This is a genomic window from Cupriavidus sp. 05L411 (assembly GCF_056398045.1).
Genome location: NZ_JBFTOQ010000001.1, coordinates 289,467 through 311,043, shown reverse-complemented (window position 1 = coordinate 311,043; position 21,577 = coordinate 289,467). Strand labels below are relative to the sequence as shown.

The window sequence follows — 21,577 nt, the reverse complement described above, 5'->3', positions numbered from 1 at the left end:
TCAACGATGGCCGCAGCGATGCTGCGCGGCCCGCGTGCCGGCTTACCTGCTTACCTGCTTACTCGCGCCCGGCCAGCTCCAGCGCAAACACAACGCGCTGCAGCCACTTCGCGGCCTGAACATCCATCTGGCCAAAGTGGCAGCCAAAATGATGGTGCGCCTCGTCGCCGCGCCAGGCCTTTCGATGGCGCACCACCTGCAACGCCAGGTTCAACCCGCCCAGCTCGCCAAGGTCCAGATGGCATTCAGCGATCCAGGTTCCGACCGGCAACCGCTGCGGGCCGACACTGCGGGAGCGCAAGCCCACGCCGGACACCGACACGTCAGCGACTTCCATCTCCACGAGCTGGCCGTCGCTTAGCAGGATCTGGCAGCGGCACTGCTTTTCCTCCTGCGGGCGGACGCGGAAATGCCTGCGGCGCGGGACTTGATAGATCCCGGTCGGGTAAGGAGCGAGAAACGCCGGTCCGCCATCGAAACGGGTGACGGCGGCAGAAGCGATGCGAAACTGGAACGTGATGTCGCCCATCGACGCCGAAGCCGCCATGTCGCTGGCGTTCAGGATTGCCTCCAGTTCCACGCCATTGCGGCACCACGCGAGCACACAGGTGCCTTTGGATGGATCGATAAACAGAAAGCTCGAAGCCACCCGGCACTGCTGCGCAGGATGGAGATGGAGCCGGATGCGCTTGCGAACCAGATCCTGCAGGATCTCAAGTACCTGGTCCGGATCGCTGATCCGCTCGACATCGCCGTTTGCCGCTAATGAAAACGGCAAGGACGTGCCTATGGCAGCCGAGGCCATGGCGGTGGTGCCGGGTGGCCCAGGAGCATTGCCGCGCGCGCGCTACGATTCATCGCAACTAACTCATTCAAGACATTGGATATTGGATCGGACAACGCTGCGCGCATCCAGCTTCGAGGCTGCATTTCCCTGCTTTGTATCATTCTTTTATTCGTTTACCCGTTTGCATGCCGACGGCTCTAACGGCATTGCGAGCACGTTCTTTAGGCATCTGTCGTGCTCTCGCCCAGACTAAAGATTGGCAGATTCCTGCCGTTAGGCAACGTTTAGCGGCCATGCTTGCGGCCGCCTTTGCCTGTCAGCCACACCAGCCCATGAATAGACTTGATCCCGCTTCGATAGACCCGCCGTCACCGGATGGATACCAGCACGCGCTTGCGGATGAGATCCACGACATGCTGGATGTCCTGGCTACGCAGGAGCGCTACCTCGACTTGCGCTTGCCGGATGGGCGCACCCTGCGCTCGCGGGTATTGTTCGTGGATGTCGCAGCGCGCCAGTTTACGCTTGAGGGATGCGAGAGCGAATCTGACAACCAGGCGGTACTGGCCAGCGCACAGAGCGAGCTTTCGACCGTGCTCGACGATGTATCGGTCACGCTTGCCCTGGGCGCCGCGAAGCGCTGCGTGTTCGCCGGTGCTACCGCATTCGCCGTGCCGCTCCCGAAGATGCTGTCCCAGGTGCAGCGGCGGCGCGACTACCGGGCAGAGACGCTGGACTACAACTACACGTTCGAGGCCCCGTTGCCTGACGGCGCCGCACTCGTCCTGGACATTGCCGACTTATCGGCTTCCGGCGTGGGACTGCGCTCGCGCACGCCAGGGACAACTGCACTGGCCGTCGGGGCGGTGCTCCCCAGAGGCATCCTCAGCTTTGGCTCGCTGGCCAGGCTCGAAGTCAGCGTGCGCGTAGTGCGTTACCAACTGGTGAATACAGCCGATGATGTGGTACACCACTACGGCTGCGAATTCGTCGCGTTCGATCAGGCTGCCTTGCTCGCCTGAGCCCCCCTCTCGGAGCCACCCATGTACCACTCGCATCGCGTCTTCGGCGCCCTGCTGCTTTCGATGTTCTCGCTGACGGCAACGGCGCGCGACTCCCTGTGCACGAAGGACGAACAAGTTGCGTTCTCCTGCACCGTCAAGGGCAACAAGCTTGTGTCGCTGTGCGCCTCGCCGGACCTGTCCAAAACCAAGGGGTATGTGCAGTACCGCTTTGGCAAGAAGGGTGCCGTCGAACTGGCGTACCCGAAACTCACCGATGATCCGCGCAAGCACTTCCGCTGGGGTGTCACGGCCTACTCCGGCGGCGGCACCGAGTACTTCAGGTTCTCCAACGGCGGCTACGACTATGTGGTCTATGCCGGCAGCGGCAAGGGCTGGGAGAAGGAGGGGCTGGTCGTGGAGAAAGACCAGAAGCGCATCGCCAGCCTGCCTTGTCGCGATAGCGGACTGGGTCCCGATAACTGGGCGGTGATGTATTCCGCAGGCTTGCCGGAACTGGACCAGGGCAAGCCGGCGGAACAGTTCGACATGCCTTGAGGCACGCCGGCTCATTGAGGCACGCCGGCTCAGAGACGCGCCGCGCAGACGCACTATTGCACTATTGCACTATTGCACTATTGCACTAGTCTCCCAGCGCCCGGCGCGCCCATGCGCCCGTGATGCGCCGCGCCTCCTCCTTTAGCCGGCGCGCCATCTTCGCCTCGCGAGACAAGATCCGCTCGCTCAGTGCCGCCACGCTCAACGCGCCCAGCGGGCGGCCCTCGTAGTCAAGCAGCGGCACGGCGATACCGCCCATCTTGTCGACCACCCAATCCAGGAACAAGGCATAGCCGCGCGCACGGGCGGCCTCGATCTGCTCGCCGATCACCTCGGCAGTGAGGCGCGGGTAACGCGCGCGCTGCGCCTTGCCAAGCCGGGTCCGCGCGGTGCGCTCGGCTTCCGGCATCCAGGCCAGCACCGCCAAGCTGCCTGCGCCCACCCCGAGCGGGCGGCGTGTGCCGATCTCGACATAGTTGGCGCGGATCGGGAACGTGCCCAGCTCGATATCCGCCACCACCGATTCGCCCCGGCTGGCCAGCGTCAGCACGGCGGTATCCTCGAACTCCTCCACCAGCCACTCCAGGCTCGGCCGCGCCAGCGCGCGCAGGTCGACCCGGCGCTGGGCCACGTCGGCCAGCTGGAATATCTCCGGGCCGATGCCAAAGCGCCGGCTGGCATCGCGAGTGACAAAGCCTTCCGCCACCAGCAACTCCAGCAGGCGCGACGCGGTGGCCGGGTCCAGCCCGGTGGCGCGCGCCACGTCGGACAGGCGGCGCACTTGCGGGTCGGACAGGGCACGCAGGATCCAGAGGGCGCGTTGCACTGGCGAGGCGCGGGAGGTGCGCTCGGCTTCGTGACTCATGTCCGGTCCTTGCTGGTGGTGGGCGAGGCGGACAGGCAATATGGCAAGGACATTGAGCTCGGGCGGCGGCGCGTGGGTGGAACGGGCATTTAAGCCGTAGCCGCCGGCCCGGTCAACCAACCCGGCCAGCCAACCCACGTTTTTGGCCAAACAGCGGGCGCCCAGGGCCAAATCCGCCGCTTCGGGCGTCCATGGCCAGCCGGATCGACGTATAGTCTCTGCTGACGAAAGACGCCGCGCCCGGGCTTGTACCGCGCGGCGCCGACTTTCGTCCCCAGACATCGGGCCGGCGCCCTGGCTGCCAGCCACTACCAAGGAAAACCATCATGAAGACCAAAGCCGCCATCGCCTGGAAAGCCGGCGCCCCGCTGACCGTGGAAGAAGTGGACCTGGACGGCCCGCGCGCTGGCGAAGTGCTGGTGGAGATCAAGGCCACGGGTATTTGCCATACCGACTACTACACCCTGTCCGGCGCCGACCCGGAGGGCATCTTCCCGGCCATCCTGGGCCACGAAGGCGCCGGCATCGTCACCGACGTGGGCCCGGGCGTGACCTCGCTCAAGCCGGGCGACCACGTGATCCCCCTCTACACGCCGGAATGCCGCCAGTGCAAGTTCTGCCTGTCGCGCAAGACCAACCTTTGCCAGGCCATTCGCTCGACCCAGGGCAAGGGCCTGATGCCCGACGGCACCTCGCGCTTTTCCATCGACGGCAAGCCGATCTTCCATTACATGGGCACCTCCACCTTTGCCAACCACATCGTGGTGCCAGAGATCGCGCTGGCCAAGATCCGCCCGGACGCGCCATTCGACAAGGTTTGCTACATCGGCTGCGGCGTGACCACCGGCGTGGGCGCGGTGCTGTTTACCGCCAAGGTGGAAGCCGGTGCCAACGTGGTGGTATTCGGCCTCGGCGGCATCGGCCTGAACGTGATCCAGGCGGCCAAGATGGTGGGCGCGGACAAGATCATCGGCGTGGACCTGAACCCGGGCCGCGAAGCCATGGCGCGCAAGTTCGGCATGACGCATTTCATCAACCCGAACGAAGTCGAGAACGTGGTGGACCATATCGTGCAACTGACCGATGGCGGCGCCGACTACTCCTTCGAGTGCATCGGCAACACCAAGGTCATGCGCCAGGCGCTGGAGTGCTGTCACAAGGGCTGGGGCAAGTCCATCATCATCGGCGTGGCCGAGGCCGGCGCGGAAATCTCCACCCGTCCGTTCCAGCTGGTGACCGGGCGCGAATGGAAGGGATCGGCCTTCGGCGGCGCGCGCGGGCGCACCGATGTGCCCAAGATCGTCGACTGGTACATGGAGGGCAAGCTCAACATCGACGATCTGATCACCCACACCCTGCCGCTGGAGCGCATCAACGAGGGCTTCGACCTGATGAAGCGCGGCGAGTCGATCCGCTCGGTCGTGCTGTACTGAGGCCGGCCATGCTCGAGCTTCTCTCCGAGCACGGCTGCTTCGGCGGCGTGCAGCGCTTCTATCGCCATGCATCGGCCGCCATTGGCCTGCCGATGCGGTTTTCGGTGTTCCTGCCCGCGCAGGCGCTGGTCCAGCCCGAACAGCGCCTGCCCGCGCTGTTCTACCTGGCCGGCCTGACCTGTACCGAGGAAACCTTCATGATCAAGGCCGGGGCCCAGCGCTATGCCGCCGAGCACGGCCTGATCCTGGTGGCGCCGGATACCAGCCCGCGCGACACCGGTATTGCCGGCGAGGCCGAGTCGTGGGATTTCGGCGTGGGGGCGGGCTTCTACCTGGACGCCACGCAGGCGCCGTGGAGCCAGTACTGGCGCATGGAAAGCTACGTGACGCAGGAGCTGTTCGACCTGGTCACCACGGTACTGCCCGCCGATGCGCAGCGCGTTGGCATCTTCGGCCATTCGATGGGCGGGCACGGCGCGCTGGTGCTGGCGCAGCGGCACCCCGGGCACTTCCGCTCGGTGTCGGCGTTCGCGCCAATCGCCGCGCCCACGCGTTGCCCCTGGGGCGAGAAAGCGTTCAGCCGCTACCTGGGCGAGGATCGCGCCAGCTGGGCACAGTACGATGCCTCGGCGCTGATGGCGCGCCAGGCAAAGGCACCCTTCCCCCGCGGCATCCTGGTCGACCAGGGCCTGGCCGACAAATTCCTCGCCGAGCAGTTGTATCCGGAGGTCTTCGAAGCCGCGTGCGCCGCCATCGGGCAGCCGCTGCTGCTGCGCCGGCACGAGGGCTACGACCACGGCTACTACTTCATCTCCACCTTGATGGAGAACCATATCCGGCACCACGCGGCGCAGCTCTGAAGTGCGCCGCCGGCGGGGGCGCGGCAAGCTGCCGCTCCCCTGCACGCACGAGCCATGTCGACATCGATCCGCGGCGCCGATGGCAACGTACTGACCCAACACGACAATGTCTGGATCGTGACGCGTGTGCAGCAGCGCTGGGGCATTAACCTGCGTTCCTGCTCAAAACAAAAGCCAACCGCAGCCGCTTGTCTGGCCTGGCCTGGAGGCACCCATACCATGAGCAACCTGTCCGCCATCGAACTCAAGGCCTTCGTGCCCGCCCGCGATTTCGCGCTTTCCAAGCAGTTCTACCAGGACCTGGGTTTCGTCATGCCGTGGAGCGACGACAGCCTGGCCTACCTGCATCACGGATCGTGCAGCTTCATGCTCCAGAATTTCTACGTGCGGGACCTGGCCGAGAACCTGATGATGCACCTGCTGGTGGAGGACGTCGGGGCCTGGTGGGACAAGGTCAACGCGCAGGACCTCGCCCCGCGCTACGGCGTGAGGCTGGTGCCGCCGCAGGACCACCCGTGGAAGATGCGGGATTTCGTGCTGCTGGACCCATCCGGGGTGCTGTGGCGTATCGGGCAGAACCTGGAGTAGAACCGCTTCGCTTTGGGCAGGCGGCGCCGCTTGGTAATACGTTGAAACAAGCTGGTGGCCGCTGAAACGGAATCCGTCGGGCGCCGCGTTGCCCGCCGGCACGCCATGCTGCTAGCATCCCCCGGGAACGCGACAACCCCGAAGGACATCACGATGCTCCGCAGCGCCCGCACTTTCCGCCTGATTCCCGTGGCAGCTACGTTACTGCTCTCCTGCGCCGCCTTTGCGCAAGGCTCGCCCGCCGGCGGCGACGAAGCCATGAACGCGATCCAGAGCAACTTCGCGCGCATGACACTTTCGCCGCGCACGGTGGACAGCATCAACCAGGAGTTGCGGCAGAACCACGCCACGCCGGTCGGGACCAGCGGACGTGGCGGCGGCCGCGGCCGGGGTCGCCAACGCTCGCAAGACAGCACGCAGAACGACACCGGCGCCGATACACCGGCGAGCCAGGATCCGGGCCTTCACGCCAATGCGCCCTCCGCGGCGGCATCGCCTGCCACAGGCAACCCGTAAGCGCCGCGCTATGGCTGCACGGCCCCAAACCGCTCGCGGTACTCGCGCGGCGTGATACCTAGCTGACGCAGGAACGCGCGCCGCAGCCCTTCATCCGACCCAAAGCCCGTGCGCGCCGCAATGGCCTTGAGCGGCAGTTCGCCCTGCTCCAGCAGCCGCCGCGCCCCTTCGATGCGCGCCGACTCGATGAACGCCATCGGGCTGGCACCCGCCTCCCGCGCAAACACGCGCCGGAAATTGCGCGCGCTCATCGCCACCCGCCCCGCCATTTCCTCCAGCGTGAAATCGTGCGCCAGGTCGGACAGTATCCAGTCCTGCACCCCGCGAATGCCGGCATGGCTGGTCGCCTGGCTGGCCAGGTGCAGGCTGTACTGTGATTGCCCGCCCGGGCGCTTGAGGTAGACCACCAGCTCGCGCGCCAGGTATAGGGCCAGGTCCCGGCCAAGATCCTCTTCCACCACGGCCAGCGCCAGGTCGATGCCGGCGGTCACCCCGGCGGACGTCCACAGGTTGCCCTGGCGGATGAAGATGGCATCCGCATCCACCTCCACGGCCGGAAAGCGCTGGCGCAGCAGCGTGGCCACGCTCCAGTGCGTGGTGGCGCGGCGCCCGTCCAGCACGCCCGCCGCCGCCAGGAAGAAGGTGCCCGAACACAGCGCAATCAATCGTCCGATGCGTGGCGCCACGGCGCGCGCCCACGGCACGATGCCCTCGGCGTCTCCCATGGCCCGCTCGATGTCGCGCGCGCCGACGATCACCGCGATATCCGGCAGCAGCACGGGATCGAGCCGCGCCGTGGCCTCCAGCGTCATCAGCGTGTCCGAGCGCACCGGGCCGGCCTCCAGCGCCACCACCCGCGTGGCATAGGCCGGTGGCTGCCCGAGCTGGGCCAGCCGCACATTGGCGTAGTCGAACACCGTCATCGGGCCGATCGCCTCCATGGCCTTGAAGCCGGGGTACACCACGATATCCACCCGCCTTGGGGCGGCGACTGCCTGCGCTTGCATCGATCTGACCGGAGCGGAAAGCGGCGATCTTAACCCAGCGGGCCATCGGCCACCGCCTCCGTACAAGCATATGCAGCGGCCGCATTAGTCGCTGGGCGTGCAAGCTTGTGCCAACAAATTCGTTCTATTGCAGTGAACCTGTTCTTAGCATGGTGCATATCGTCCACATCCCACCACATCGGGCGTACCGCCGCCTAACGAGGAGTGTCATGCATCAAGAGCCAGAGCAACCGTTGGCCGACCACCGTCCCGCGTCCGCGGACAACCCGCGCAGCACCGCCACCCTGAGCCGCCGCGGCTGGCTACAGGCAGCCGGCACGCTGGCCGTGGCCAGCGGCATCGCGCCCTTTGTCTGGACGTCTCGGGCCAGCGCGGCGGGGCAGCTCAAGCCGATCAAACTGGCCTGGAACGCCAGCGGCGTGTGCCTGGCGCCCGTCGCCGCGGCGGTGAAGGAAGGCATCTTCCGCAACCATGGACTGGAGGTGGAGCTCATCAACTTCGGCGGCTCCACCGACCAGTTGCTGGAAGCCATTGCGACCAAGAAGGCAGATGCGGGCGTGGGCATGGCGCTGCGCTGGCTCAAGCCGCTGGAACAGGGTTTTGACGTGAAGCTGACCGCCGCCACCCACGGCGGCTGCATGCGGCTGCTCACCCTGCGCAATTCCGGCGTGACCGACCTGAAGAGCCTCAAGGGCAAGACGGTGGCGGTCAGCGACATGGCCAGCCCGGCCAAGAATTTCTTCTCCATCCTGCTGGCCAAGCGCGGCATCGATCCGGTGCGCGACGTGCAGTGGCGCCAGTACCCGGCGGACCTGCTCGGCATCGCGCTGGAAAAGGGCGAGGCCCAGGCCGCCGCCGATGGTGATCCGCGCACCTACCTGCTGCGCAAGGAACGCAGCCTGGTCGAGGTGGCCACCAACCTGTCGGATGAATACGCCAACCGCTCCTGCTGCGTGCTGGGGATCCGCGGCAGCCTGCTGCGCGAGGACAAGCCGGCCGCCGCCGCGCTCACGCACGCCGTGCTGCAGGCGCAGGACTGGACGGTAGCCCACCCGGAAGAAACCGCCCGGCATTTTGCCGAGTTCGCCAAGGTGCCGCAGGCCGATGTGGTGGCCATGCTCAAGAGCCACACCCACGGCCACCATCCGGTCGGCGCGGACCTGAAGAAGGAACTGGCGCAGTACACGGACGAGCTCAAGCTGGTGTCGGTCATCCGGCCGGGCACCGACTCCAACAAATTCGCGGAGCGCATCTATGCCAACGTTCTCGGCTGAAGGGCAACACGGCGCGCATGGCTTGCAGGATGCGCACGATGATTTCCTGGCCGTGCCCGCGCCCGCCGTGCCGCGCGTCTGGCTGGGTGGCGCGCTGGCCGCGGCGGCCTGGCTGAGCGTGGCGGCCATCGTCAAGTTCTGGCCGGAGCCGGAGGACTGGCCACTGACCCATGAGACCGCCTCGCTGTTCGCGGGCATTGCCGTGGTGCTGCTGGTGCTGGCCTTCGTGCAGCACCGGCTGGGCGGCATTGGCGCCTCGTTGCGCCGCGCAGGGCCATGGCTGCTGGTGCTGGCGGTGCTGACCTTCATCTGGGAAGTGGTGACCGCCAAGCTCGGGCTGCTGCCGCGCCCCTTCTTCGCGCCGCCGCAGGCGCTTGTCGAAGTCTTTGTCGAGGACTATGCACGGCTGGCGGAGGCGGTGGCGCATTCGTTGCGTCTGCTGGCCACCGGCTACCTGCTGGGTGCGCTGGCGGGCTTCCTGACTGGCGTGTCCATCGGCTGGTCGACCCGCGCGGGCTACTGGGTCCATCCGGTGCTGCGCCTGCTGGGCCCGCTGCCGGCCACGGCCTGGCTGCCGATCGTGTTCTTCGCCTTTCCCAGCAGCGCCAGCGCCGCGACCTTCCTGGTGGCGCTGGCCACGTGGTTCCCGGTCACGGTGCTGACCTGGTCAGGCGTGGCGGCGGTCGACCCGGCGTACTACGACGTGGCGCGCACGCTCGGCGCCAAGGAGCGCTTCCTGGTGCTCAAGGTGGCGGTGCCCGCGGCGCTGCCCAGCGTGTTCGTTGGCTTGTTCATGGGCCTTGGCGCGTCGTTCTCCGTGCTGGTGGTGGCCGAGATGCTGGGCGTCAAGTCCGGGCTGGGCTGGTATCTGCAATGGGCCCAGGGCTGGGCCGCCTACGCCAGCATGTACGGCGCGCTGCTGGTCATGGCGATCATCTTCTCGGGGCTCATCACGCTGCTGTTCCGCTCGCGGGATCGCCTGCTGGCATGGCAAAAAGGAGTGGTCAAATGGTAAGCGCCGTGCTCGACAAACCCGCTCAGGCCCAACCTGCGCAAGCCGCCACCGGCAGGGACAGCGCCAGCAACGGCGTGCGCCTGACGATCGACCAGGTGAGCCACCATTTCACGCTGCGCGACCAGGTGTTGCCGGTGCTCAGCCGCGTCAGCCTGACGGCCGAGCCGGGCGAATTCGTGGCCCTGCTCGGCCCCAGCGGCTGCGGCAAGTCCACCCTGCTGCGGCTCGTTGCCGGGCTGGAGCCACCGCGGCGCGGCACGCTGGCAGTGGATGGCGTGCCGATCGGCGGCCCGGACCCGAGCCGGGTGGTGGTGTTCCAGGACCCGACGCTGTACCCGTGGCGCACCGTCTGGGACAACGCCGCACTGGGCCTGGAGGCGCGCGGCTTGCTCGGCAGCCAGCGCGAGCGCGTGGACGATGCGCTGGCGCGCGTCGGCCTGACCGAGTTCGCGCGGGCCTATCCGCGCCAGCTGTCCGGCGGCATGGCGCAACGCGCCGCGCTGGCGCGCGCGCTGGTCAACGAGCCGCGCTTGCTGATCCTCGACGAACCGCTGGGCAAGCTCGATTCCCTCACGCGCCTGAGCATGCAGGGCGAACTGGTTTCGCTATGGCAGCGCTCGCGCTTTACCGCGCTGCTGGTCACCCACGACGTGGAAGAAGCGCTGCTGCTGGCAACCCGCGTGATCGTGTTCAGCGAACGCCCCGCCCGCATCACCGCGGAAATCAAGATCGATCGCGACTACCCGCGCCACCGCGACGATCCCGAGCTGATCCGGCTGCGCCGCGAGATCCTGGGCCTGCTGGGGCTGGGCCAGGGATGGTAAGCCATGCCCGATGAGCTCTGGCATCTGAACGGCACCGGGTGGCTGGGCCCGCATGCGGTGCAAGGGCGCAATCCAGCGCGCGCCCTGCCCCGCATCCCGCCGGCAGCGCTGCGTGCCGCGCGCCGCGCGGCACGCGCCATGGCACTGGCCGCCGGTGCCATGGCCGTGCCACTTTGGCTGTTCACGGGTGCACCCTGGCAAGCGCAACCGGCCGAGCCCGGCCCACTGCTCTTGCAGGCCCGGGCGCGCGGCGAGCTGGTGGTGGGCGTGCACGCTTATCCGCGCCCCACGCCGCCGGGCCGGCCCCTGATCGCCGAGCCGGACCCGGGCGAGGCCGCACTGGCCGCCGAGCTCGGCCGCGCGCTGGGCGTACCGGTGCGGCTGCGTCATCTGCCCGTTGCGAGCTTCGGCAACATCGCCAACACAGATATCGACCTCGCCTTCGGCGGGCCGCAGGACGCCGGACATCCGCGCGCGGCTGCCGTGCCGGCACCGGCCACGCCGCGCGGCACCTTGCTGACGCTGCGCTACACGCCGGTCAGCCGGCTCGATGCCCTCAACGGCAAGACAGCCTGCGTGAGCGCGGGCAGCCCTTTTCAACCCGCACTGGCGCGCGCCGGCGCCGTGCTGCGCAGCTATCCCTCCGCGCTGCAGGCACTGCTGGCGTTCCGCCGCGGCGAGTGCGCGGCGGTGGCGGAAGACGCCACGCTGGTCGCCCGGGTGATGCGCTTGCCCGAGTGGCGTTTCTTTACCGCGGCGCCGCTGGTGCTCGACGGCGAGGGCGCGGCGCTGGCGCTGCGCCAGCCGGACGCGCAATCCGCCCGCTACCTGGCGCAATGGCTGGCGCGCTGGCAGCGCGACGGGCGCCTTGCGCGGCTGCGCGACACGGCCGCCGGCGACGCCGCTTTCAACATGATGCTGGTGGAAAGCGGGCTGATTTGCCACTAAGCCCCCGCCACGCAACACCAAAGACAAAACAGCACAAGCACACGACAGGAGCAACCATGAGCTTGCAGTCCACCGGCACCACCAGCCGGCAGCGGATTTCCCAGTGGCATCGCGAGAACGGCTTTGCCTCAGCCGAGCCTGCCGAGCCGGCCCCGCCGCCGCCCGACGCGGCCGGCACGCTTCCCTCCGACGAAGCGCTGCGTGCCTTGTCCGAACGCTTTGCCGCGCGCGCCGCCGCCCATGACCGCGATGGCAGCTTCGCCTTCGAGAACATCGCCGAGCTCCACCAGCTTGGCCTGCTCGCCCTGACCGTGCCGCGCGCGCTTGGCGGTGCCGGGGCGGGACTCGCCGACGCCCGCCGCATCGTCCATCACGTTGCCGCCGGAGATCCGTCTACCGCGCTGGTGCTGGTGATGCAGATCCTTGGCCACCGCAACCTGGCGCAGGACACGCAATGGCCGGCGCCCGTGCGCGAGCAAGTCCAGCGCAGCGCGGTGGAGCAAGGCGCGCTGATCAACTCGCTGCGCGTGGAGCCCGAGCTGGGGTCTCCCGCGCGCGGCGGCCTGCCGGCCACGGTGGCGCGCCGGCATGGCGATGGCTGGCTCTTGTCCGGCCACAAGATCTACTCCACCGGCATCCCGGCCCTGAGCTGGCTGGCCGTGTGGGGGCGCACCGATGAGCCGGTCCCGCGCACCGGCGTGTTCCTGGTGCCACGCGATGCGCCCGGCATCACTGTGGTGCCCACCTGGGACCACCTCGGCATGCGCGCCACCGGCAGCCACGACGTGGTCTTCGACAAAACGCCGCTGCCCGCCGCCTACGCGGTCGACCTGCGCCTGCCCGCCGCCTGGGGCGAGCGCTATGACCCGGCCTGGGCCGTGTGGACGTCGACCCTGCTCGGCACGCTCTATGACGCCGTGGCGCGCAGCGCCCGCGACTGGTTCGTGGCATGGCTCAACCTGCGCGCCCCCGGCAGCCTGGGCGCGCCACTGGCCACCTTGCCGCGCTTCCAGGAAGCGGTGGGCCGCATCGACGGGTGGCTGCTGGCCAACCGCGTCCTGCTGGAGCGCTTCAGCGCGGATGCCGATGCCGGCGCACCGGCCAGCGCCAGAGACAGCAACCTGCTCAAGCTCAACGTGACCGACAACGCCATCGCCGCCGTCGAGCTCGCGCTCAGGCACGCCGGCAACCCCGCCCTGTCGCGCGGCAACCCGCTTGAGCGCCACTACCGCAACGTGCTCTGCAGCCGCATCCACACGCCGCAGAACGACGCGATCCTGGCCGGCGCCGGCGCGCAGGCCCTGCACGCGGCGGCCGACATCGCAACCCACGCCGCGGCAGCCACGCCGCCCGGCACCCAAGCCTGAGGCCATCATGACCCGACCCGACTCCCAGCCGCGCCGCATCGCCATCGTCGGCGGCGGCATGGCCGGCACCCTGTGCGCCATCCGCCTGCTGCGCGACAGCAGCGCCCCGCTTGCCATCCACCTGTTCGAGCCGCGCGCCGAGCCGGGGCGCGGCCTGGCCTACAGCACGCAGGACCCGGCCCACTACCTGAACGGGCCCGCGCTGAACTTCAGTCTTTATCCCGAAGCGCTGGAAGACTTCTCGCAATGGCTGGTACGCCACGGGCATGCCGGCCCAGCCGAGGCCGACAATGCCTTCGCCCCGCGCAGCGTCTATGGCGACTACCTGCGAGACACCCTGGCGCGCGCCCTGGCCGGGGCCGCCGGACGCGTCACGCTGGAGCACGTGCGCACGGAAATCACCGACGTGACCATTGGCGTGCCGCACCGCGTGCGCAGCGCCGACGGCCGCGCATGGGATGCCGACCACATCGTGCTGGCCACCGGCGTGCAGCAGGCACGGCCAGCGCTGGCACAAGACGACACACTGGAAACCGACGGCCGCTACCTCCCGGATCCCTGGCAACCCGATGCACTGGCCCGGCTCGCAAGCGCGCGCGATATCGCCCTGATCGGCACCAGCCTGACCATGCTCGACGTGGTTGCCACGCTGGAACGGCTCGGTTTCACCGGCACCTACCACGCGTTCTCGCGGCGCGCGCTGGTGCCCTGGCTGCGCCACAACGCCGGCCCCTGCGACGACTTCCTCGCCGCCGCCGGGCCCGAAGCGCTGGGCGCGCCCACCGCCCGCAGCGTGGTCCGCTGGGTGCGCCGCCAGCGCGACAAGCTGGCCGCCCAGGGCCTCGACTGGCAAAGCGTGCCGCCCGCGCTGCGCACCTACATCGCCCCGCTGTGGGCAGCCGCCAGCGTGCCGGAGCGCCAACGCTTCCTGCGCCATGTGCGCCCCTTCTGGGACAACCTGCTGCATCGCGCGGCACCGCCCACGCACGCGGTCTTCGAGGCAGTGCGGGCGCAGGGCCGCCTGCATGTGCACGCCGCCCGCGTCACCGCGCTCGAAGCCGTGGCCAGCAAGAATGCAGTGCATGACGCCAACGGCTGGCAACGCGGCCCCGCAGGCAAAGCGGAGAAACTCGTCCGGGTAGCTCTGCACCTCTCCCGCGAACTGCAAGCCCCGGCCACGGTGGACGCCGCCATCAACTGCACCGGCGCGGAATACGGCTGGCACGCCGGCAACACCAGGCCGCTGGTGCGCAGCCTGCTGGCGCGCGGCCTGGTCCGGCCAGCGGCAGCCGGATCCGGCCTCGATGGCGACGCGCACGGCCGCGTATTCGATCGCGGCGGCCGCCTCGTGCCGGGCCTCAGTGCACTGGGCGCGCCGCTGCGCGGGGCGCTGTGGGAATCCGGCACCATCATCGACGTGCGCAACCAGGCGGCAGCGCTGGCGGCGCGGCTGGTGGAGGAACTCGGACTAACGGCCGAGATCGAGGCGCAGGCAGCCTAGCAGCCTAGCAGGCTGGCATCCGGCCAAAGGGCAGGCGCATCCTGAAAGCGGCAACGCTTGCCAAGCGCACCTGCCGTTGGCATATAATCTCGCCCGGGCGCCGGCAGGGCGCCCGCTCCCGCAAAAGCCAGCGCACCTGCCTGCCCGTACCGCACGGCGCCGAGCGATCCAGCCCGGCACCGCCAGTTCGTTGCAAGAACCACACCATTGACCTTTTTTGCCGCCGCGGGAAACGGCATTGCAAAGGACATGATATGTGGCTCACAACGCTCAACACACCAGCTCGCCCCCCCAATAGCGACTTCCTGCGCCGCCATGCACGCAGGCTGCTGCGCCAGCTCCACGCCGAACAAGCCATGCAGGCGCTACCGGTAATCCGGCGCATCCACCGCGCGCAGGTACGCGCGCAAAGCGTCGCGGAACTCTACCGGCTGCGCCACACCCTGCAGCTCAAGCACTGCCTGCAACTGCTGGCGGCCGAACTGGGCTACGCCAGCTGGTCCGCGTGCAAACGCGACATCGACGGCCGGCCCGCCAGGGTACTGGACCGCTACCGCCTCGACCTTGGACAGTTCGGCGACTACCAGCAACTCTGGTTCGCCGACCGGCAAGGCGCGCAGGCATGGCAAGCGTCCAACGGTGGTTACGTGGTGGCGTATGGCGAGCAGGCGGCGGTACTGCTGACTGGCAACGCCATGCCGGCGATGCGCGACTGACGGGGGGCCGTATGGGGCGCCTCGGGGCGCCTCGGCGCCTACTTCGCCGCCGGGCGCCTTGCCAGCTGACGGTAGCGCGTCAGCGCCCATAGCGGAAAGTAGGCAGTGTAGCCGTGGTACTTCAGGTAGTAGATGCGGGGGAAGCCCGGCGCATTGTGTGACGGATGCTGCCAAAGGCCGCTGCCAGCCTGGCAGTCCAGCAGGTAAGCAATGCCCCTGCGCACTGCGGGCGTATCCACCTCGCCCACGGCAAAGAGGGCCAGCAGCGCCCAGGCGGTGCAGTTGGGCGTGCTCTCGCCCCCATTAGTGCCGGCCAGCGAGCCATCGAAGTAGCTATCGTTGGTCTCGCCCCATCCGCCGTCGGCGTGCTGGCAGCGTAGCAGCCAGTCGACTGCCTTGCGGATATAGGGCTGGCGCACGTCCTCGCCCACCAGCGCCAGGCCCGCCAGCACACTCCAGGTGCCATAGATATAGTTGCTGCCCCAGCGCCCCCACCAGGCGCCGTCGGCGCGCTGCGTGCGGCGCAGATAGGCCACGCAATGCGCGACGGCGTCGGCGTACGCTTCGCGGTTTCCGCTCAGGCCGATGCATAGCAGCACACGCCCGGAAACGTCCTCGGTGGGCGGATCCAGCAGGGCGCCGTGGTCGGCGAAGGGAATGCGGTTCAGGTAATCGCGATCGCAATTGGCATCGAAGGCGCCAAAGCCGCCATTGCGCGATTGCAGGCCTACCATCCATTTCACGGCGCTCGCGACCGCGTCCTGGTAGCGCTCGGGCTGGCCGATCCGGCGCGCGTGCACGGCCAGCATGGCGGCTACCACGGCGCTGTCGTCGATGTCCGGGTAATGGGCATTGGCGTACTGGAACGCCCAGCCGCCGGGCTGCACGGAGGCCGGCACGTGCTTGCCCCAATCGCCGCGCAGGTCTCGCACCTGCCGCGCTTCCAGCCAGTCGTAGGCGCGCTGCACTGCCTGCTGCGTGCGCGCGTCGGTGCCGGCGTGCTGCAAGGCCATGATGCTCCAGGCGGTATCCCACACCGGTGACAGACAGGGCTGGCAATAGGCCGAGCCGTCGGCGCGGCGCACCACGAGCTTGCGGATCGCGGCCAGGCAGGTAGCGCGTGCCGGATCGGTCTTTGGCACGCCAAGCAGCGTCATCATCTCGTACCAGTACACCATCGGCGGAAAGATGCCGCCCAGGCCATCCTCGCCGTTCATGCGCTCCACGCACCAGGCTTGCGCCCGGGCGATGGCCCGCCTGCGCACCGCGGCGGGAATCCACGGCTCGATCGTGCGTGCCAGCTTGTCGGCCACCAGAAAGGCCTTGCGCATCAGGCCCTCGCGGGAGAAATAGTGCCGCTCGTGCTCGGGCGGCGTGACAAACAGCTCGCTAACCCCGACACGGTGCGGATTGGCGGCCTTGGCCCGCAACGAACACAGCACCGTCAGCGGCACCAGCGTGGAGCGCGCCCAGTAGGCCATCTTGTCCAGATGCACCGGCGCCCAGCGCGGGAACAGGATGAGCTCGACCGGCACGAAGGGCGTGGCGCGCCAAGGCACCTGCCCGAACGTGGCCAGGAGGATGCGGGTGAAAACATTGGCCTTGGCGGCCCCTCCCTGCGCCAGGATGGCGCGGCGGGCCTGGGCCATGTGCGGGGCATCGGGGTCGTCGCCGGCCGCCTTCAGCGCGAAATAGGCCTTGACGCTACATGACACGTCGAGCGCGCCGCCGTGATACTGATCCCAGCCACCATGACGGTCTTGCCGCTGGATGCTTCGCAGGTAGACCGCCATCGCCGCCTGCAAATCGGCATCGATTTCGTCCACGAAGTGCATCATCAGGATGTACTCCGCGGTAATGGTGGCATCGGACTCCAGCTCGAAGCACCAGTGGCCGTCGCGATGCTGGTGGCTCAGCAGGGCGTCGCGGGCCGCGTCGATGGCCCGGTGCAGATTCGCGTCGGCGCCAGGGGTGTCGGGTGTGGCGGGTGTGTCTTGCACAGGCGCGCCGGCGTCCTGCCAGGTGCCAGGTTGCGCGTTTAGCTGGATATTCAACTGGGTATTCAACTGGGTATTCAATTGCGAGTTCGATCGTGCGTTCATTGCGGCTGGCGTCGGGTCATCTGATCCAGCTGGCGTAGAACTTCCGCCTTCAGCCCGTGTTCCATCGACTGGCTGCCCAGCAGGTCGGCGAGCCACAGCCCGTCAGCAGCCAGGCGGCAAATCATCAGCCTCGCCGCCTCCGCCGCGGGCAGCGGATCGGGGCGTGCGATTTCGGCAATGCGTGGTGCCCAGCGATCGCGCGTATCGGCATCGGTCAGCATCAGCGCCAGCAGCAGATGCAGATAGCTGGCGGCGTCCTCGTTCCGCTCTTCCTGCAACGTCGCCCGCATATAGGCTCGCGCCGCGCGGCCCTCGGCCTGCGTGTCGCGGGCGATCGCAGCGGCCACGTCGGTGTTGAAGGTCTCAACCGCATCGTCGAAGAGCGCGTCCAGCAGCGCCTGCTTGTTGCGGAAATGATGCTGCAAGCCACCCTTGCTGACGCCGGCACGCGCCGCCACCGCATCCAGCGTGACGGCGCGCAGGCCGGATTCGAGCGCGAGCTGCGCAGCGGAGTGCAATAGCTGCGGGCGCAGCACGTCGGGCTGCTTCTTTCGGCGGTGTGCTTGTGTCATGGGCGCAGATCATACCATCCAGACGGATTGTTTTGAATCCGGTTGCACTGCGCGCCAGGAACTCGTTTCAGGATGAAGTCTCCTCGCGCTGGAGCAGCCCCGCCGGCGCCGCTTCGCCGCCGTTCCGGATTGCCACGGCAAGCGCCAGGGCGAACGCGCAACCAGCGCCCGCCCGGCCTCTCACACTCACTGCCTCCGCGTATCCCCCACGACCGGATCCATGCCGCTGCGCTCGATCTCCCCCCGCGCCGCAGGCGACGCCAGATAGCGAATCAGCGCGCGCCCGGCCTCAGGATGCTCCGCCCCCACCGGCACACCGGCGGCAAATGTCGTGATTTTCTGCAAAGGCTCGGGAATCTTGCCAACAAAGCTGGCACCCTTGACCGGCAGCAGCTCGCTGACCTGCTGCAGCCCGATCTGGTATTCGCCCTGCGCCACCACGCTGCCAACCGGTGTCTTCTCTATCTTGTGGGCACGGCCCTTGACCTGCGCCTCGATGCCCAGCTTCCGGAACATCTCCGTCTCGACATACACGCCGCTGGCGCTGTCCGAGTAGGCGATGGACCTGGCATCCAGAAGGGTCTTGCGGAATGCGTCAACGGTGCTGATATCCGGCTTGGGCGCGCCCTCGCGCACCGACAGGCCGATGCGCGAATCGGCCAGGTCGACCCGGCTGTCCGGCAGTACCTTGCCTTGCTTGATCAGGTCATCCAGCGCATAGGCCACCATGATCACCACGTCGGCATGCTCGCCGCGCGCGAGCCGGTTGGGAATGGCCTCGGGCGACTTGCCCATCGACGGGCCCCATGCGGTGGACAGCGTATTGCCGGTGGCCTTCTCGAAGCCCGGGCCGAGCGCCTTGTAGGCCGCGGTAAAGCCGCCGGAATTCATGACCTTGACCTCGTCGGCCAGCGCATTGCCGGCGGCCAGCGCCATGCTGGCCACGCCGGCCAGCATGAGTGCCAGCCATGGCTGCTTGTGTTGCCGAGGGAGATGGGAAGGGGAAACAGGCTTGCGGGCTGCCTTGACGGGGTACGGCGCGGCAATGGTCAGCATGGTCGGCGTGGTCATATGCGCTCTCTGTGGGCATTGAAATGGGAATCGGCCTGCCCGCTTCAGTCTCCGCGGCGCAGGCCGACCATTCTATGCAAGCACCACGTTCGGCGATAATGCAATGTTTGTTGGCTTTGATCGGTTTTACGCATCAATACCGGCGCTGCGGCCCCTGCCTTGCGCCGATGTGGCCGCGCTCCGGCCCCGCCGTGCCACCGCCTGCCCGACCATGTCGTACAGCGCTTGCGCATGCGCCGGCAACGTGCGCCCGCGGCGGCGCAGGATGCCCAGCGTGCGGGACACGGCAGGATCGCGCAGGGGAACTGCGACCAGCGTGGCGCGCTCGCCACCGGGCAGCGCCAGGCGCGGCACGGCCGCTACCCCCAGCCCGGCCTCCACCAGCGCGAGCACGCTGCTGACATGGCGCACCTCGTAGAAGGCGGCCGGCCGCAGCGGCAGCTCGGCCAGGGCAAGATCCAGCATCAGCCGGTTGCCGCTCGACTTGGCTAACGCTACCAGCGTGTGGGCGCCAAGTTCAGCCCATTTCACCGAGCGGCGCCGGGCCAGCGGATGGTCGTGGCGGCAAGCCAGCACGAAAGGATCGCGCAGCAAGGGCTCGAACAGCAGGTCCGCCTCCTGCGTGCCGATGAAGTTCAGGCCAAAGTCCGCCTCGCCGCTGGCCACGCTGTGCAAGACGACGTTGGCGCCTTCGTCCACCATCTTGACGCGGACGTTGGGGAATTGCGCATGAAAGCGCGCGATCACCGCCGGCAGGAAGTAATGCGCCGCCGACGGCACGCAGGCAATCGTCACCTCGCCTGAGCGCGTCGCGGCCGCGTCGCCGATGCCCATCAGGGAAGATTCCACTTCCGCCAGCAGCGCGCGCGCCTTGCCGACAAACTCCCGGCCCACTACGGTCAGGGTGACGCGGCGCGTGGTGCGCTCGAACAGCCTGACATTGAGCGCCTGCTCCAGTTTGTCGATACGACGCGACAGGGCCGGCTGCGACAGGCTGAGAGCCTCGGCGGCAGCGCGGAAGCCGCCTTGCTCCACCACGGCCACCATCGCCTGCAGGTCGCCGAGGTCGAATCTGATCGGTTGCATTGTGTTCCAGGCTAGGGCAGTGATGAAGGGATCAGGCAGGCATTGATGCGCCCCGCCGATCAAAGCGCTCCGCCCAGCATTCTAGCCGTCCGGCCCCGGCGCGTCCTCTCGCACCGGCCTGTGGCAGGCGGATGTCCGACACCCCACGTGCGTAGGTGAATGGGGACAACGCCATTAAGGTATTCTCGCGAGCTTCGCCGCCAGGCCCGGCGAGACAACCCGCCTCACCAAGCCTCATCGCGCCTCATCACGTCCACCCACTGCACCGGAGGAAATTTGCAGATGTCCGACCCGTTCGCCCTGCTAGCCGTTACGACGCTCCTTAGCGTCATGATGCTGGCGATCGTCTGGTCGCTGCGGCGCTGCGGCCTGCCGGGCGTGACGCTGTGGTGGCAAGCCAACCTGACGGCCATGGTCGCGCTGCTGCTGATTACACTGCGCGACAGGATCCCGGATGCGCTATCGATCGTGGTGGCCAACGGGGCGCTGGCTTGGGGGATGGCATTGTTTCATGCGGGCATCGCCCGCTTCTGCGGGCGGCAGCCACCCTGGCGCGCGATGATCGCGGGCACCCTCGCCGTGGTGGCCGGCGTCGTGACGTGGCGCTATGTATTCAATGATTTCAATACCCGCGTGGTCATCGTCTCGGCATTCCACGCCACATTCTGCGCCTGCGCAGGGTACGTGCTGGTGCGCTACCGCCCGCGCGCTCGCCCGGCCAGCCATTACCTGACCACCGCCGGGTTCGCCTTCTTCCTGTCCGCAGCGCATGCATTGCGGGGCGTGCTGTCCGCGCTCTCCATCATGGACCACCCTGCCACGACGAGCACGCCCGGATTGAATGCCGCCTTCCTGGTGCTCGGCGCACTGGCCATGCCGGGCCTCACCATGGGCGCCGTGCTGATGATCCACGACGCCATGGTGCGCCAGCTCGAGGCCGTGGCCAACACCGATTTCCTGACCGGCGTGATGTCGCGCAAGGCGTTCGAGAACGAGGCCGCGCGCGAGCTGGCGCGCGCCGGGCGCGGCGGCCCTCCGCCGGTGCTGCTCATCATCGACATCGACCACTTCAAGGCGGTCAACGACACCTTCGGCCATGCCGCCGGCGATGCCGTGCTTGTCGAGTTCGCGCGCCTGGCCGCCGCCAGCCTGCGCGCGCCTGACAGCATCGGCCGCATGGGCGGCGAGGAATTCGTCGTGCTGCTGCCAGCCAGTTCGCTGGAAGCGGCCCGCCCTGCCGCCGAGCGCATCCGCCTGCTGGCCGAAGGTAGCCGAGTCAGTGGCCCGTTCGGCACCGTGCGCTACACGGTGAGCGGCGGCTATGCCGGGTGGCACCCTGGCGAGAGCCTGGCGCAGCTCACTGCGCGCGCCGATACGGCGCTCTACATGGCCAAGCTATCGGGACGCAACCGCATGCTGGCGCATGTGCCTGCCCCGGCAGCGGCCAGCGCGCCCTCCGAACTGGCCACTGGCAAGCATTGACTGA

Annotated in this window: 21 protein-coding genes; 14 read left to right on the top strand and 7 right to left on the bottom strand. The window is 68.1% G+C overall.

Annotated elements, in window-relative coordinates; all coding sequences use genetic code 11:
• Nucleotides 1-58: 58 nt before the first annotated feature.
• Nucleotides 59-805: a flagellar brake protein gene (locus AC1DQR_RS01475; protein WP_416052465.1), complete on the bottom strand. Its 747-nt coding sequence runs from the start codon at nucleotides 803-805 to the stop codon at nucleotides 59-61.
• Nucleotides 806-1,119: 314 nt separating this feature from the next.
• On the opposite strand from AC1DQR_RS01475, the gene AC1DQR_RS01470 reads away from it, so the two are divergent.
• Together AC1DQR_RS01470 and AC1DQR_RS01465 are read left to right on the top strand one after the other, a co-directional pair.
• On the top strand, nucleotides 1,120-1,809 hold the full coding sequence (locus AC1DQR_RS01470) for a flagellar brake protein (protein WP_416052464.1): 690 nt from the start codon (nucleotides 1,120-1,122) through the stop codon (nucleotides 1,807-1,809).
• A gap of 21 nt (nucleotides 1,810-1,830) precedes the next feature.
• Nucleotides 1,831-2,346, top strand: a complete 516-nt coding sequence (locus AC1DQR_RS01465; RefSeq protein WP_416052463.1) for a hypothetical protein — start codon at nucleotides 1,831-1,833, stop codon at nucleotides 2,344-2,346.
• 85 nt (nucleotides 2,347-2,431) lie between these two features.
• On the opposite strand, the gene AC1DQR_RS01460 is transcribed toward AC1DQR_RS01465, so the two are convergent.
• Nucleotides 2,432-3,211 (bottom strand): IclR family transcriptional regulator, encoded by a 780-nt coding sequence (locus AC1DQR_RS01460; protein ID WP_477132374.1) that lies wholly within the window; start codon nucleotides 3,209-3,211, stop codon nucleotides 2,432-2,434.
• A gap of 326 nt (nucleotides 3,212-3,537) precedes the next feature.
• Between AC1DQR_RS01460 and AC1DQR_RS01455 the strand changes: the two genes are divergently transcribed.
• From AC1DQR_RS01455 to AC1DQR_RS01440, 4 genes are all read left to right on the top strand, one after another.
• A complete protein-coding gene (locus tag AC1DQR_RS01455) occupies nucleotides 3,538-4,644 on the top strand; it encodes an S-(hydroxymethyl)glutathione dehydrogenase/class III alcohol dehydrogenase (RefSeq protein ID WP_253930794.1) in 1,107 nt (368 codons plus the stop codon).
• An 8-nt stretch (nucleotides 4,645-4,652) separates the two neighbouring features.
• Nucleotides 4,653-5,504, top strand: a complete 852-nt coding sequence (gene fghA / locus AC1DQR_RS01450; RefSeq protein WP_477132373.1) for an S-formylglutathione hydrolase — start codon at nucleotides 4,653-4,655, stop codon at nucleotides 5,502-5,504.
• A 219-nt stretch (nucleotides 5,505-5,723) separates the two neighbouring features.
• Nucleotides 5,724-6,092: a VOC family protein gene (locus AC1DQR_RS01445; RefSeq protein ID WP_477132372.1), complete on the top strand. Its 369-nt coding sequence runs from the start codon at nucleotides 5,724-5,726 to the stop codon at nucleotides 6,090-6,092.
• A gap of 153 nt (nucleotides 6,093-6,245) precedes the next feature.
• Nucleotides 6,246-6,608: a hypothetical protein gene (locus AC1DQR_RS01440; protein ID WP_477132371.1), complete on the top strand. Its 363-nt coding sequence runs from the start codon at nucleotides 6,246-6,248 to the stop codon at nucleotides 6,606-6,608.
• Between the two features lie 8 nt (nucleotides 6,609-6,616).
• Here AC1DQR_RS01440 and AC1DQR_RS01435 read toward each other — a convergent pair whose 3' ends face one another.
• Nucleotides 6,617-7,615, bottom strand: coding sequence for a GlxA family transcriptional regulator (locus tag AC1DQR_RS01435; RefSeq protein ID WP_416052457.1), 999 nt, complete (start codon nucleotides 7,613-7,615; stop codon nucleotides 6,617-6,619).
• A gap of 209 nt (nucleotides 7,616-7,824) precedes the next feature.
• On the opposite strand from AC1DQR_RS01435, the gene AC1DQR_RS01430 reads away from it, so the two are divergent.
• The 7 genes from AC1DQR_RS01430 (at nucleotide 7,825) to AC1DQR_RS01400 (ending at nucleotide 15,260) form a co-directional block, all read left to right on the top strand.
• Nucleotides 7,825-8,889 carry an ABC transporter substrate-binding protein gene (locus AC1DQR_RS01430; protein WP_477132370.1) on the top strand — a complete coding sequence of 355 codons (1,065 nt, stop codon included), beginning with the start codon at nucleotides 7,825-7,827 and terminating at the stop codon, nucleotides 8,887-8,889.
• Nucleotides 8,870-9,904, top strand: a complete 1,035-nt coding sequence (locus AC1DQR_RS01425; protein WP_416052455.1) for an ABC transporter permease — start codon at nucleotides 8,870-8,872, stop codon at nucleotides 9,902-9,904. The genes AC1DQR_RS01430 and AC1DQR_RS01425 overlap by 20 nt, the downstream gene beginning before the upstream one ends.
• Nucleotides 9,898-10,728, top strand: a complete 831-nt coding sequence (locus AC1DQR_RS01420; RefSeq protein WP_416052454.1) for an ABC transporter ATP-binding protein — start codon at nucleotides 9,898-9,900, stop codon at nucleotides 10,726-10,728. The genes AC1DQR_RS01425 and AC1DQR_RS01420 overlap by 7 nt, the downstream gene beginning before the upstream one ends.
• A 3-nt stretch (nucleotides 10,729-10,731) precedes the next feature.
• Nucleotides 10,732-11,676, top strand: a complete 945-nt coding sequence (locus AC1DQR_RS01415) for a substrate-binding periplasmic protein (protein WP_416052453.1) — start codon at nucleotides 10,732-10,734, stop codon at nucleotides 11,674-11,676.
• A gap of 56 nt (nucleotides 11,677-11,732) precedes the next feature.
• Nucleotides 11,733-13,043 carry an acyl-CoA dehydrogenase family protein gene (locus AC1DQR_RS01410; protein WP_416052452.1) on the top strand — a complete coding sequence of 437 codons (1,311 nt, stop codon included), beginning with the start codon at nucleotides 11,733-11,735 and terminating at the stop codon, nucleotides 13,041-13,043.
• A gap of 7 nt (nucleotides 13,044-13,050) precedes the next feature.
• Nucleotides 13,051-14,544 carry an FAD/NAD(P)-binding protein gene (locus tag AC1DQR_RS01405; protein ID WP_477132369.1) on the top strand — a complete coding sequence of 498 codons (1,494 nt, stop codon included), beginning with the start codon at nucleotides 13,051-13,053 and terminating at the stop codon, nucleotides 14,542-14,544.
• Nucleotides 14,545-14,798: 254 nt separating this feature from the next.
• Complete coding sequence (locus AC1DQR_RS01400) at nucleotides 14,799-15,260, top strand: hypothetical protein (RefSeq protein WP_416052450.1); 462 nt, start codon at nucleotides 14,799-14,801, stop codon at nucleotides 15,258-15,260.
• Nucleotides 15,261-15,298: 38 nt separating this feature from the next.
• On the opposite strand, the gene shc is transcribed toward AC1DQR_RS01400, so the two are convergent.
• The 4 genes from shc to AC1DQR_RS01380 all read right to left on the bottom strand — a co-directional run bounded on the left by shc (nucleotide 15,299) and on the right by AC1DQR_RS01380 (nucleotide 20,091).
• Complete coding sequence (gene shc, locus AC1DQR_RS01395) at nucleotides 15,299-17,362, bottom strand: squalene--hopene cyclase (protein ID WP_477132368.1); 2,064 nt, start codon at nucleotides 17,360-17,362, stop codon at nucleotides 15,299-15,301.
• The gene (locus tag AC1DQR_RS01390) at nucleotides 17,359-17,898 is read right to left on the bottom strand and encodes a TetR/AcrR family transcriptional regulator (protein ID WP_477132367.1); all 540 of its coding nucleotides are present in this window, start codon (nucleotides 17,896-17,898) and stop codon (nucleotides 17,359-17,361) included. Before AC1DQR_RS01390 ends, shc begins: the two co-directional genes overlap by 4 nt.
• Before the next feature lie 222 nt (nucleotides 17,899-18,120).
• Nucleotides 18,121-19,005, bottom strand: a complete 885-nt coding sequence (locus tag AC1DQR_RS01385) for a substrate-binding domain-containing protein (RefSeq protein WP_416052448.1) — start codon at nucleotides 19,003-19,005, stop codon at nucleotides 18,121-18,123.
• A 126-nt stretch (nucleotides 19,006-19,131) separates the two neighbouring features.
• Complete coding sequence (locus AC1DQR_RS01380) at nucleotides 19,132-20,091, bottom strand: LysR substrate-binding domain-containing protein (RefSeq protein WP_477132366.1); 960 nt, start codon at nucleotides 20,089-20,091, stop codon at nucleotides 19,132-19,134.
• 282 nt (nucleotides 20,092-20,373) lie between these two features.
• On the opposite strand from AC1DQR_RS01380, the gene AC1DQR_RS01375 reads away from it, so the two are divergent.
• Nucleotides 20,374-21,573, top strand: a complete 1,200-nt coding sequence (locus tag AC1DQR_RS01375) for a GGDEF domain-containing protein (RefSeq protein ID WP_416052446.1) — start codon at nucleotides 20,374-20,376, stop codon at nucleotides 21,571-21,573.
• The last annotated feature ends 4 nt before the right edge of the window (nucleotides 21,574-21,577 follow it).